The 13149-nt window shown below is 66.7% G+C and carries 10 protein-coding genes; 2 read left to right on the top strand and 8 right to left on the bottom strand.

The window, feature by feature from the left end:
* Positions 1-3: 3 nt before the first annotated feature.
* From CHC04_RS12485 to CHC04_RS12475, 3 genes are all read right to left on the bottom strand, one after another.
* Positions 4-918: a hypothetical protein gene (locus tag CHC04_RS12485; protein WP_089404252.1), complete on the bottom strand. Its 915-nt coding sequence runs from the start codon at positions 916-918 to the stop codon at positions 4-6.
* Complete coding sequence (locus CHC04_RS12480) at positions 908-2998, bottom strand: hypothetical protein (RefSeq protein ID WP_089404251.1); 2091 nt, start codon at positions 2996-2998, stop codon at positions 908-910. Before CHC04_RS12480 ends, CHC04_RS12485 begins: the two co-directional genes overlap by 11 nt.
* A 190-nt stretch (positions 2999-3188) precedes the next feature.
* Positions 3189-3659 (bottom strand): very short patch repair endonuclease, encoded by a 471-nt coding sequence (locus CHC04_RS12475; RefSeq protein ID WP_245817147.1) that lies wholly within the window; start codon positions 3657-3659, stop codon positions 3189-3191.
* Between the two features lie 100 nt (positions 3660-3759).
* On the opposite strand from CHC04_RS12475, the gene CHC04_RS12470 reads away from it, so the two are divergent.
* A complete protein-coding gene (locus CHC04_RS12470) occupies positions 3760-5061 on the top strand; it encodes a DNA cytosine methyltransferase (RefSeq protein ID WP_089404420.1) in 1302 nt (433 codons plus the stop codon).
* Position 5062: 1 nt separating this feature from the next.
* Here CHC04_RS12470 and CHC04_RS12465 read toward each other — a convergent pair whose 3' ends face one another.
* The gene (locus tag CHC04_RS12465; RefSeq protein ID WP_089404249.1) at positions 5063-6067 is read right to left on the bottom strand and encodes an HNH endonuclease; all 1005 of its coding nucleotides are present in this window, start codon (positions 6065-6067) and stop codon (positions 5063-5065) included.
* A gap of 567 nt (positions 6068-6634) precedes the next feature.
* Here CHC04_RS12465 and CHC04_RS12460 point away from each other — a divergent pair.
* A complete protein-coding gene (locus tag CHC04_RS12460; protein WP_089404248.1) occupies positions 6635-7735 on the top strand; it encodes a DNA cytosine methyltransferase in 1101 nt (366 codons plus the stop codon).
* 67 nt (positions 7736-7802) lie between these two features.
* Here the strand turns inward: CHC04_RS12460 and CHC04_RS24165 are convergent, their stop codons facing one another.
* The 4 genes from CHC04_RS24165 to CHC04_RS24945 all read right to left on the bottom strand — a co-directional run bounded on the left by CHC04_RS24165 (position 7803) and on the right by CHC04_RS24945 (position 10797).
* Complete coding sequence (locus CHC04_RS24165; RefSeq protein ID WP_176449977.1) at positions 7803-7940, bottom strand: hypothetical protein; 138 nt, start codon at positions 7938-7940, stop codon at positions 7803-7805.
* A gap of 9 nt (positions 7941-7949) precedes the next feature.
* A complete protein-coding gene (locus tag CHC04_RS12455) occupies positions 7950-9083 on the bottom strand; it encodes a hypothetical protein (protein WP_089404247.1) in 1134 nt (377 codons plus the stop codon).
* A gap of 102 nt (positions 9084-9185) precedes the next feature.
* Positions 9186-9740 (bottom strand): hypothetical protein, encoded by a 555-nt coding sequence (locus CHC04_RS12450; protein ID WP_089404246.1) that lies wholly within the window; start codon positions 9738-9740, stop codon positions 9186-9188.
* 220 nt (positions 9741-9960) lie between these two features.
* Positions 9961-10797, bottom strand: a complete 837-nt coding sequence (locus CHC04_RS24945) for a protein NO VEIN domain-containing protein (RefSeq protein ID WP_245817176.1) — start codon at positions 10795-10797, stop codon at positions 9961-9963.
* Positions 10798-13149: the final 2352 nt, after the last annotated feature.

Below are 13149 nucleotides of genomic sequence, written 5' to 3'. Positions count from 1 at the left end.
CTCCTAGATGGTCTCGAGGTGTTGCCCGAGCGAGGACGCGACGGCGCCGGCGATCGAGCGAGGGACGTTGTCGTAAACGCCGGTGAAGGCACGATCGAAGAAGTGCGGGGTGAAGCCACTGCACAGGACCAGGCAACGCTGGTGGAGCGTCGGCAATGGGGCGCCCCAGTCAACGTACAAAGAGCCGACATCCCGGCCGTTGCCATCTGGACGCCACCTGAGCGTGGATGCGTTGACCTCCCGGAGAGCAGCGAAGACGGCGGCGGCCATGTCGGCATGACGCCACCCGTCCCTCCCCAGGAACAGGTGATGCTTACGGCCGAAGTGCTCATAGCGATAGGCACCCTGCTGAGGACCCGTACGGTCGGCTGGGCCCCAGCGGAGCGACCGCGGATTGAAGCGCTCGAGAGTCTGATTCTGGTAACTGGGCGGGGCAGCAGGCTCGCCAAGCTGAGGCGGCGTCAGTCGCTGGCTGAGTTGCCCGGCTGCGCACGGCACGTACTCGGCGCTCAGCGCCTTGCTGACTGCATCAAGGTCGTCTGGCCCGCCGTACTGCAGGAGGACGACGGAAGGACGAGCAACGCCTTGCGTCTGCGTGACCTGATCAAGCTGGAGAACCTCGACATCGAGGTCGGAAATCGCCTGCAGTGTGACGCCTGTTCTGCAGCCCACCAGCAATGCGAGTCCATCGCTTTCCGGAAGACGAGTCACCACCAGCGGTGTGGTAGACCAGCGGCCGCTCTCCCAATCGACTTCGATGTGGCCGAGCGCCGACATGTCGCGGAGCCAACGTCCGGCTTCGAATGTGGGAGCCATGATGTCTGCTGACCGGGCGATCCAATCGTGAGCTCGCCGGAACTGGTCGATGGATCCCGAGCCCTGCACAGCAAGCCATTCAGCCAGGAGGTCACCGAGCACGGCTCTTGCCCTCCCATGCGCTGATGTACCGATCCAGAATCGGGTCAGCCCCTCGCCATGTCTGTGTGATGTCGGCCCATAGACCATCGCTGGCCGCGTCGAGCTCGGTGATGTGGGGCTCGATCCATCCGAGACGGTGCGGCTTCCGCAGCTGGTTGGTCCGGCGGTCCACCTCGAGGACCCACATCGCGTCCGTTGGCGGGAGCAGTTCCCAGAACTGAGACGCCGGAAGGTCGTGCCGGGCGTACACGGCGGACGGCGGTGGAGGAGTCACACCCCATGCGCGCCCGTCGCGACCGATCAACCAGAAGTCCCTGCTGCCTCGACGCAAGAGCAGCGGCTCCCGGACGTTTCCTGGTACAAGCGCGCCGGCCAGGCCATCGGAGCTCCGCTCGCCACGAACCAATCTGTAAGTGGGTGCCACCGGATCGCCGAACGTCACGTCCCAGGTCAAAGGATCCCGACGAGCCGCCGGGATCTCATCTGCGCGGCAGATACGGAACGTGAGCTTGATGCCGTCGACCTCGAGTGTGTGATCCCCCGGTTCCAAGTCGAGCTTTCGAAGCGGAATGGGGAAGCCGGTTGCCGCGAAGGGGTGTTCCTGCTCGACGCCGTCGAGCGCCGCGCGTACCTGCCGTGGCTTGTCGGAGACGGGCAGGAGCAGGTCGGGTGCTCCGCCTTCGAGATAGTGGCCGCGTCCCATCGCCTGTGCGACTGGAAGCCCGTTCTTCAGTTGTGGACGAGGGCTGGGGTCCGGGCGAAGGAGGGACACCAACTCCGGTTGGATGCCCTTGACTGCTGACTCGAAGGCGTGCGCGTCGGTGAGGATGACGTCTGTGTAGATGATCCGCCCGCGGATCAATGGCTTGTCTGGATGCTGGCGAAGCTGGCGAAACGAAGAGTCAGCTGCCGCTGCCAACACTGACTCGACCGTCTCGCGATGCTGCGGGAGCACTGCGAGAACGTGCTTTTCGTACGGGAGCATCGAGTCGACGCTTATCCATCCAGCGTCCGGGTGGCCTCGGAAGGCGGCCAGCGGACGGAAGCGGAAGGAGCCCTCATATCGCTCACTGGAGACGCTGACGGTGGTGTCCATCAGTGAGCTGGCGTTGGGCAGCTGCCCTTCGATCTCATACAGGCCACCCCAGTCCGGAGCACTCAGGGTGAGCGTGCTTGATCCGCAGGCGAGGGTGAGCTCAGGGGTGCCCTCGATCACCGGAATGGCCCAGCCGGCTGTCATCTCGTCGAGATCGAGCGTCACCCGCAGTTCCAGTTGCTGCCGTCCGCGTGCTGTGAGGACCACGCCATCCCAGGATTGAGCCAGCCGATGTACGTGCTCGCAGATCAGTAGCCGGAGGTCTTCGTTCCTGAGCGCCCGGGTGAAGGCATCGGAGAGGCCGCGAGGGCGACTCGCCCAAAGAGAGAGGTGGCGCACCAGTTCCGGGGCCGGCGGCACGCCAAGATGCTGGATGTCGAGGGCTGCGAAGAAGTGAGTCAGCCGCATTCTGTCCGAGAAGCGGACGAGCGATTGCGACAGTGGGTACCCGATCCGTGTCAGGGTCGGGTGAGTCCGGATGGTGCTCTCTCCAAACTCATCCGCCCTGTCGCCGACCCAGGCCCCCAGGTCCTTCCACCATCCCGCTACGGTGTCGAAGTTCTGTGCGAGCCGGTCCTTCGCGCTGACGAGTTCGTCACCCGTCAGCTCCGGCCTCAATAGCTGAGCGAGGCGCAGGAAGTAGGCGTTGGAACTGGCGACGGCGTCCCGGTGCATGGCCGCGGCTGCGAGCACAGAGACTGCGAGGACAGGGAGGTTCGGCGGGGGAACGCTGCGGTGCAACCGCCATTGCGACCATGGCGTCGGGAGTGCCCCGAACAGACCGGTTGGGGACTGCCATCGCAAGTGGGCATTCACGCACTGCGCCAGCTGCTGGGCAGGCCCATCCAGATCAGGCCAGAGACGCCTCGCCTCAGCCTCGTCGAGGAAGAACGTCCAGGGCGTGGAGGGCGAGGGCTGGAAGTAGGCAGCAATCAGCTCGGCCTGCCATTGATCCCAGCCCCAGGTCTGCTCCCCGTTGGGCATTGCTCGCCCCCCATGTTCCGTGACGCTAGGCACACTAAACGCATGAGGGGCGGACTTGGCCAGTGGCGGGAGACTTGGGCCATATGCGTGAGACGAGGCTGGTGGGGCGACCTGGACGTCTAACCACGGCAGACGGGACACGGTGGGAGCAGTCCGAGTAGTTGGGGGGTCAGCAGCGACGCGGGAACTGTCAGACCCGCCTCGTACCGTCGGGGGCGTGTTCAACCGCCGCAAGGACCGCCTGGATGGCTTCCTCGAGCCCTGCGTGCTCCCACACCCTCACGACGCTCCAGCCGGCGTCTTGAAGCGCGGCGTTGGCTTGCTCGTCGCGCTCGACGTTCCGGCGGAGCTTGGGAGTCCAGTACCACTCGTTGCGGGTGGGCTGCCGTCCGTGCACCGGACACACATGCCAGAAGCACCCGTCGACGAACACGGCGACCTTGCGCCGGGTGAACACGATGTCTGGTCTGACCCTGGCGCCAGGCAGATCGAGCCGATGGTCCTTCCTGAAGCGGAGGCCGCGGGCGTGCAGTGCAGAACGGAGCTTGATCTCGGGCTTCGAGTCGACCCGGCGGTTGGCCTGCATGTTGCGGGACCGGCCCGGACTGAGCGCTCGGGGTTGGCGCGCGTCCGTTGTCGCTTCCCCGTTGGGCTGTGGCACGTGTCGAGTCTGCGCGCCGTGGGAGGACTGCAGCAGTTGGTGAGTCAGGATGTCCTCGGCGAGCGCGGCGTCCGACGAGGCGAGTGGTGAGGGGAAGCGTGTGAGTGACATCAACGTCGTTGAGATCTGCGCAGGCGCTGGCGGACAGTCTCTGGGGCTGCATCTGGCGGGCTTCCGGCATCGGTTGGCGGTCGAACTTGATCCTACGGCGGCCGAGACCCTCCGCACCAACATGGAGCGACTGCATCCCGATGAGGACATGACGTCGCTGGTCGCCGTCGGCGATGTGGCCAGCGAGGCTGTGTGGCAGCCGGAGGCCCACCGCGGAGAGGTCACTCTGCTCGCCGGCGGAGTTCCGTGCCCTCCCTTCAGCGTTGCTGGCAAGCAGCTGGGCTCCAGTGACGAGCGCGACCTCTTCGCGTGGGCCGTCAACTTGGCTGGTCGCATCCAACCGGAGGCCGTCCTGCTGGAGAACGTTCGCGGACTGAACGACGCCCGTTTTGGTGGCTATCGCCAGGCTGTGGTCGATCAGCTCGGGGCGTACGGCTACGTAGCTGACTGGAAGTTGCTGGAAGCGAAGGACTACGGCGTTCCGCAACTCCGCCCCCGGATGGTGCTCGTGGCCTTGCGCAAGGAGTACGTGGACTACTTCGAGTGGCCCGAGCCCAAGCCGACCAGCGCCACCGTCTCTTCAACCATCGCCGGCCTGATGGGGGTGAACGGCTTTCCCTACCTTGATGAGTGGGTTGAACGAGCCGACAAAATTGCTCCGACCATCGTTGGTGGGAGCAAGAAGCACGGTGGAGCTGACCTGGGCCCAACTAGAGCGAAGCGAGCGTGGGAGGCGCTTTGGGTAGATGCCCATGGCCTCGCCAATGCCGCTCCAGGCCCGGACTGGGATAGGGATGCGGATCAGAACAAGCGCGGGCCAAAGCTTACCGTCGATATGGTGAAGCGACTACAGGGTTGGCTGGACGAGCCGTCTTACGAATGGAAGTTCGTCGGCCAGAAGACCAGTCGTTACCGCCAGATTGGAAACGCTTTCCCGCCGCCGGTGGCGCGAGCAGTTGGTGAGAGCATCGCCCGCGCGCTGCGCAAGGACAAGGCGGCTGGTACGCCGCGGGGTGACCTGCGGATGCACGATGAGGTCTACCACGTCATGCGGGACCGCGCGGAGTACATGACCGCTCATCGGATCAGTAAGCTGCTGGGCGGCCGCATCTCAGTCGAGGACGTGGAGAAGCGCATCACGCTAATCCAGCACGACTTCGTCGTTGAACAGCGGGGTCCTGCAGGTCGGCGCTCGTACTTGCTCGGCGAGTGGAAGGCTTTCCAGGGCCAGGCTGACCACATCCGCCACGAAGCGTTCGCCGAGCGGAAGCGTCTTGGGCGCATCAGCTGAGTCAAGCGAGCGTCTTCGCGCCTTGCCAGATGCGCTGCCGGTGCCATTGGAGGTACTTCATGGCAGGGGATGTAGCGGTTGGGGGAATCCGTAGCGCCGTCGCCAATGGTGGCCTACCGAAAGCGGCACCGATCGAGAACTCACTGAGGGCTGCTGCCTCCAGCGAGGGCAGTACGCGGATTCCCAGGTCGTCGCCGACCGTCAGCAGGCCCGTATCGAATGCGACGTCGTGCGTGGGGCACGCGGCGAGGCCATTGGAAATGTCGAGACGTTCGGCATTGTCGCTAGACCGCCACGGCTTGATGTGACCTGCGGTGAGCATCCGGGCGGCCCGGCCGCCTGCCGTTGGAACTCGCAGGCCGCAGAAGACGCACCGGTATCCGTGATTTTGCAGCACTCCAAGAGCGAACCGGTGCTGTCCGATGCGCGCCGATGCGGCAAGGAGCCTTTCGGTGACCGCTTGACTGACACTGTTCCCGGCGGTTGCCCAAGCCGCCGCCTTTTGCTCGGCCTCAATCTCGATGGTCCTACTGTCCAGTTCGCCCTGCGATAGCAAGTCGATCCCTTCGTCGTTGCCTTCGAGTCCCAGGAAGTCGGGAAGTCGGCCGGAGTTAATGCCGACCTCTCGAGCGGACGACAAGATAAGCCGGTAAGTCTCTGCCAGCCGGTCTAGCTCACTGAACAACGTGGCTGCCACGCCGGACTCGTGCTTGGCTCCGTTCGGCCTGCTCCCATCCAGGTTCGCCATCTTGGCGAGAATCGAGCTGTTCGGCCGAGCGAAGAGCTTCGCCAGTGCCGGCACTGGAGGTTCCGCGCGATGAGCACTGTTGCCGCCATACTTTCTGTGATTCACCACGAGGCTTGCAGCGAGACAGGTCAGTGTCTCAACAGGAATGAAGTCAACTTGGCGCTTGCCCGGCTCTGGCACTCGACGCGCGCCGATTGACGCCCATTGGTCACGAGCCTCGGGTCTCGTGAGGTGGAGGTAGTCGGACGAGTCGAACACCAAATCTCCTTCTGCAGGCAGGCTGTGAAAGGCTGAGCGCGCCGCGGCGGATCATCGCGCAGGAAGGCTCGACCCGTCGTTCTAGGGACAGTGCACCGCGGACGATGGTCGCGATGCCAGTAGTGGGGCAACTGTAACCGAGCAGTGCCTGGCAGAGGCTCATTGGCGGATCGGCCTGTCTACACCGGCATGCAGGTTTGTGGGCCGGATTATTTGACTGGCCACCTCGTCGCTCAGGGTCTCGCACGCCTCTGGCGGCGTGGTCAATCGTACTGCGAGCCTGCGTCATGGGACCTATCGCGGCATAGAGGCGGCAGTTCGTGGTCGAAGACTGTTCAGCGCCTAAGGCCCGTCAGCGAGGCCCAGCTGTCATGTGATTGACGCCTCGACTCGTGGGCCAAGGCTTAGGTTCAGGGCCGCAACTCGCCAAAGGATGAGCTTCGGCATGTGGGCGTCCGGGACGCTCGCCTTCCGGTGCGCCGGTCTCATGGCCATCTTTGAGCCCACAGGGATCGCGCCAAGCGCGCCTCCTCCGAGCTGTCGGTCCGGCCTCCTAGCATCCGCCTAGTGAAGCAACGGCCCACGGTCATAGATCTCTTCGGCGGGTGCGGCGGCATGACCGCCGGCTTCGTCCAGGGCGGGTTTGATCCGGTGCTTGCGGTCGAGTGGGACCGTGCTGCGGCCAGCACGTACGCGGCCAACTTTGGTGAGTCCCACATACTTGGGACAGACATTGAGGCCGTATGTACGCAAGATCTGCCTAGGGCCGACGTGGTGGTGGGCGGTCCGCCCTGCCAGGGTTTCTCCAACCTGGGTGGCAAGAATGTCGACGACCCCCGGAACGCGCTTTGGAAGCAGTACATCCGCGTGGTCGAGGACTTGCGGCCGAAGGTATTCGTCGTCGAGAACGTCGAGCGATTTTCGTCCCGTGGTGAGTTTGCCATGCTCCTAGAAGAGGCACGCCGTGGCCGAATCAAGGACTACAAACTGTCCTGGGGCATTCTGCTTGCCGCCGACTATGGAGTGGCGCAGCGTCGACGGCGCACAATAGTAATCGGTTCCCGTATCGGCCACATCCCTCTACCCGCCCCGACTCACGCTAAGATCCCGACGCGCGACCTCAGGCCGTGGGAAAATGTGCGTAGTCGGATCGCCGGTCTTCCGGCGGTTCCCCACACGACCGAGCTGCCCATGTCGACCGTCGATCTCTTCGGGCAAACGATCCCCGGCGTGTTCAAGGGTTCGGATCTCCATATCGGCCGTCGACCCCAACTCACCTCCCTAATGCGATACGATTGCATCCCCCCTGGCGGAGGACGATTCGATCTGCCTCCGGAATTGCAGCCGGCATGCTGGCGCAACAAGCCGACCGGCACCACCGACGTCATGGGGCGCATGCGCTGGGATAGTCCCTCGCTGACGATCCGTACTGAGTTCTTCAAGCCCGAGAAGGGGCAGTACCTGCATCCTCAGTGGGATCCCACGGACGCTGCCAATCGAGTCAACCGCCCGATCACACATTTGGAAGCCGCGCGGCTGCAGGATTTCCCCGAAGATTTCCTGTGGTGCGGAACCAAGATCGAGATAGCCAAGCAGATTGGTAACGCAGTTCCGGTCAGTCTCGCCCGCGCCATTGCGCAACACCTGCGACGGTATCTGGACGGCTGACCGGCGCCGCCTCGTTGCCAAGCGTCCGGATGTCGGCCAGGACGGTTGGGCGCCCTGAGCCGCTGGCTCAGTCCTCGCTCACGCCCGCCTTGACCAGCTCGTCCTTCGTCTTGGCGTGCGCCTCGGTGAGTCTGCCCTTGGTTGGTTCGAGAGCGGTCTGAGCTCGGTCGAGCGCAGCGGCACGAGCCTTCTCCACCACGACCACGGACTCCCGTCACGCGGCGCGGATCCTCCGAGTCATCTGGCGGTTGCCCTCGAGGGCCGTGGTCCTCAGGAGCCGGCTCTGGTCCGCACAGGTCTTGAGATAGCGGACCGCCAACTCTTGGCCGGCGGGGGTGGCCATCAGGACGTCGAAGAACGTGCTCATCCACGGTCCGCGGTCGTCCTTGGCGAGCAGGACGGTCCGCATGCGGTCACGCCACTGGTCGGCGGCCCGTCGAGCAGCACGGACGAGGCCCAGGTCAGCGTCCTCCCGCGAATGGACGTCGCTCATCCGGAACACGTAGTCGGCGACGGCCTCGTCGACGGATCGCTCCGCGGCCGCGGCCAGTCCCTGGACGCGGGGGCCGGTGAGAGCAACAGCGTCGCGGTGGCGGATGGCCAGCTCCTCGAGCAGCGTCTCGTAGGCCGTGTGGCATGTCGTCGCCCGTCGCTGGAAGTCCTCCGCAGCTCGGGTCGCGGCCGTGCGGACGTCCGCGTCGGCTTGCTCCTTCTGCTGCGCCACGGCGGCTTCGAAGTCCCCGAGCACCTCCATCAGGTCAGACTGTGCCTCCCGGAGGGGCGCCAGCTTGATGTGGCTGGCCACCTGGCCACCTGCGAGAGCGCCCCCCACGGCACCGATCAAACCGCCCACGAGGCCTCCCAGACCGAGAGACGTTCCACCGAGTGCTGCGTCGACCAGGAGCCCCGCCTTCGCGCCCGCGATGCCTCCCGCGGTGGCCCCGCCACCTTTGACTGCCGTGTCGACCAGCACGTTCTTCAGGGCTCGCTCGAGATCGGTCTTCCCGCCGACGAGCAGCCGCCCCTCCTTGTACCCGCTACGGACGGCGGCGGAGAGGAAGCTGACAATGGGGATCTGGTCTGCGAGACCATCGGTCAACGGGTCTCGGGCCGCATCTGCAACGGCCGCTTGAGCGTGCTCGAGTCCCGACAGGCTCAGCGACTCGTCGACGATGACGAGATGGTCGCCGACCAATTGACCGGGGTCGAGGGGCGTCTCACCGTCGAAGATGAGCGCATCGTCCGGGATGTTGGCGGCGTTCTCGTTGAGGACGAGCGGGACATCCGGGTACCGCGCGAAGTGCTCCGAGATCGCCCTCGACGCGTCGCTGACGACCTTGACGTTCACCTCGTGCCCGTCGATGGCGAGGTCCCAGCCGGGGTTGTTGCTGGGACCGAACTCCGTCGCCCCTCCGGCCGGCCAGGTGACCTCGTGTCCCGCCTCGGTGAACTAATCGGCGACGGCCTGTTCGCCGGCCCCGCCTCGGACCTTGAAGCTCAGCAGGTCGTAGTGACGAGAGTTCTGCAGGTCCCTCAAGTCGGCCAGGCCGCTGACCTGCTCCCCTGAGAGCTGGTGGAGGCTGCGCAGGACGGTGCTGTCCATGGCCAGGACGTCGTGCACTGTCTCGGCGCCTGCAGCCGCGGCCAGGAGCTCGGAGGGCAGCGCGATGAAAGCGGCGTCCCGCAGCGCCTCGGCTCGCCGCCCCTTCCTGTCCTGGGCCGCGCCGGAGGAGGAGTTCGAGGAGTCCCTACCTGCCCGGAGAGGAGTGACCTCAGTAAGAGGAGCAACACGGCCGTCCCCCCGCTCGACCTCGGGGACCGTGGTTCCGGGTCCCAGGATCGAGGTCGCGAGCTCATCGAAAGCGCCTGCCCGAACACGGAACGACGGAGGCGCCGGCGGGGAGGCGGCGGTGTGTCCACCGATCCGACGGGACCGGGACCGGGTGACGACGATGCAGGCGATGACGATCAGCAGGCCGATCGCGATGACGCCGAGCCAGAGCACAGTCCCTCCACGAGGTCGCGGCACGCAGCAACTTGTTCTTCTGCGGTGGTGATCGGCAGTTCAGTGCACTTGTCGAGCGCAATCACTCCTGCCAGTGAGCCGCCGTCCGAAAGGGACGGCGTGGCTCCGTACGCGAGGACGAACAGACGTGAGGCGTGCGCCTCGTCCGTCATCGCGTTGCGTTACGGCGCCCCGAAGCTCGTCAGATCACGCTCTGCGGTCATGCCCCGTTGCGCAGCTCGAAGCGATAGCGGATGCCCTCTCCGACCGTCCGGAAGTGCTGCGAGTTGCGCGGGTCGACGGGGTTGGGCAACTGGTAGATCCGCCGGAGGTCGCTGTTCAGAGCGTGCTCCACGTACAGCACGGAGTACCGCTCGCGGTGCTTCAGGTTCTGTGCCCGGGCGATCTCACCAGCGGTCAACAGGAACTCGCCTGCCGACCCGATGGACGCCTTGACCTCGTAGAACCAGCACGTGCGCCGGTCATCCACTCGGATGTCGAACCCCAGAGTGTCGTCGCCCCGCTTGTCTCCGAGGACCTTGTTCCGGTAGCCGGACAGCCAGATCTCCAACTCGTCCACACCCGGGTGCTTGGCCTTCACCCACTCGAGCGCAGCCACCTCTCCTGCCAACCCGACGGCCGCTGCCTGCACGTCCGAGAGTCGCTGCTGACGCGCGGCTGCGAGGCCCGGACGGCCCGGGGCGGCAGGACGCGGGGTCGTCTTGCTGCTCAGGGGCCGCAGGCTGACCTCTCCTGAGGACCGACGGAACGCGTCGTCGATGCCGGCCAGGACAAGAGCCCGGAGGTCCGCGTAGTTGCTCTCGGTTCCGAGGACCTCGCGGCCGTCCACGATGACGCGCTGCCGAGCCTCCAGACGGGCCCGCCGCTCCTGCGCTGCATCGTCCTGAGCTCGCTGGACCGCATCGGCCGACAACCCGAGCGCCTCGACGTCCAGGGTCAGCGGCAGGTCGGCCGGCCACAGCTCGACATCCCGGAGCCAGGCGAGGAACCGCTCGACGGGGAGCGGTTCGAAGTCCAACAGTCCCAGGTCAGCCATACGGTCCGCGAGGTCGGCGCCCGAGGGCCACTCCGCCGTCGGCGTCGCCAGCTCGGCCTTCGCCCGAACCGCCTGCAGCGCGGCCGCCGCCCACTCGATCACTTGCCTGCGGTTGTCGACCCGCACCGTTGCGAGCGGCTGCAGGGTGGTGCCCTTGTGGTCCGGTTCGCCGCAGTGGACCGTGAGCCAGTCGTCGACCCGCGCGCGCAGCAGCTCCTGCGGGATCTCCCCGTAGTACTCGTCGGCCCAGGCCGGATCGGCCGTTAGGCTGCTCAGCGAGCGCGCTTGCAGGTAGTCGTCCAGCGGCTCGCCCCGTCGAAACTCCACGAGGTGTGCCAGCCGCAAGGCGTGCAAGACCTCCTCCTCGCACCGGGAGCGGAAGGCCCGAAATTGTTGCTCGATCGCGTCCTCGTCCCTCAAGGCCTCGTACGGCGCGCCAAGCAACTGGATCGCCGCGTTGAGCTTGGGGAGGCCGACCTGCAGGACTCGGCGAGCCAGGTCCAGGTCGCCCTCCGCAGCCGCCGCGGTCAGTCGCGCCACGGCGTCCGTTGCTCTCGTGCGAGCGGCGAGCCAATCGATCAGGTCCGCTGCAGCAGGGGCGTCCTCGTCCTCGCGCGCCAGCGATCGCGCCTCGTCGACGTCGAACACCGCGACGACCGGGATGAGCACCGACAGGGCGACGTCGTCCGGCTGACGCAGCCACGACCGGACCTCGGCCACCCGCGCGGTCGGCTCGTTCAGCACCGCGGCCAGGGCATCGGGTCCCGGTGGCCGGCCGGGACCGTGTCCGCCCGCGCGCAGGTCCATCAGGACGAGACGCAGGTCAGCAGCGAGCTCCGGGTGGCCGATCAGCTCGCACACCGACGCGGCAGCCCGCTCCAGCGCGGTTGCTTCGCCCGTCCCGTCGTCCACCAGGAGGACGGTGGGGTTCTCCTCGTCCTGGATCGCCTGGGACCGGGACCCTCGACCGAACTCGACGTCCCGTCCGTCGACCTGTGTGCAAAGGTCGCGAGCCCAGGCCAGGCGGATGCGACGGAGCCGGGCGACGACGCGTCGGAGCGCTTCCGGAGTCGTGCGGCGAAAGCTGCTGCCGCGCAGCTCCACGACGGCGGCCACCAGGTCGACGAACCACGAGTGATCGGCGCCGACGAGCAGGGGCCGATCGGATCCCGGGCGGAACGGCTGACCGTCGACCGAGACGGTCACCTGCAGCTCCGAGACCCTGCGGACCCGCGCGGGGAACGCCTCCTGTAGGCGGCGGGCGATCTGCTCCTGACGCGGACCGCGGATCGGCACGACGAGGGCCTCGCTCTGCTCGAGCAGCTGCATCGTCTGACGTGCGTCGCCGTCCTGCACGTAGACGGTCTCCCCAGCGGGATCAAGCAGGTCCACGACCTCCAGCCGTGTGCCTCGGGTGACCACCACGGCCGCTCTCGTGGCGCCGTCGAAGGGGGTCCCGCGCGACGTGGACCCGACGAAGTCGGTCCACGCCTCCTCGTACGCGCTCCTGAAGTTGTGGACGACGGTGTCGCCGACCGCTCCGCGCTCCCACAGGTCCGCCAGCAGGAGCACCCGGTCGGCCGCGGTCCCGGGCGCGTCCCACAGGCGGACGCCGAGCTCCCGCGCACGCCGCTCGGTCGCCGGTGACGCGTGTACGACCCGGCGGACCTGCCGGGCGATGACTACCAGGAAGGGCGGGGCGTCGTCGGCCTGGGACCACGCGTCCCGGCAGCGGACGTACTCGATGTCGGTCCGGTTGCCGGGCGGGCTGACCGGCACCCACGGGACCTCGGTGAGGAAGGCGCGCAGAGGGCTGGACAGGCGGAAGGCCTCACGTCGATCCGACGGCCGCGCCATGGGGATTGTGAAGACCTCGTCCTGCCAGCACGGCAGGCCGGAGGCGATGAGTGACGCATAGGCCATGCGGGCAGCCGGGGGGAAGCTCTCGTAGTCGTCCTGGCCCGGCAGCCGGTAGAGCGGCTTCGTGGCAACGTAGTCGGTGTAGGGGCGGGCCGCTCCCAGCGCGCGCTGGTCGACGGCCGCAGCCAGGACGGCGCTCGTCGGCCTAGTGAGTCCCGCTTCGACGAGCGCGGCAGGGGCGCTGAGCTGGCGGCCCTGGATTCGGAGGGTGCCGACGATCGGCACGGGCGCCAGTCCTGTCCGGACCCCGATCCGGGTGAGGAAATCGCGAAGACCGTCCTGCGGCAGGTCGCCGAACCGGGGGTCCGACGGCGGAGCCACCAGAGAGCCGGCCAGGGCATCGAGCTCGGCGGACGTCCCGGCCGTTCTCTGCAGCAACTGGTCGAGGACCTCGACGTCCGTGCCGCTCCACTCGACCGAAAGCAGGGTCTC

This window comes from Geodermatophilus saharensis (genome assembly GCF_900188205.1).
In the GTDB taxonomy this organism is placed as follows: Bacteria; Actinomycetota; Actinomycetes; order Mycobacteriales; family Geodermatophilaceae; genus Geodermatophilus; species Geodermatophilus saharensis.
The sequence above is the reverse complement of the archived record's forward strand: the minus strand, read 5'-3'. Positions and strand labels throughout refer to the sequence as shown.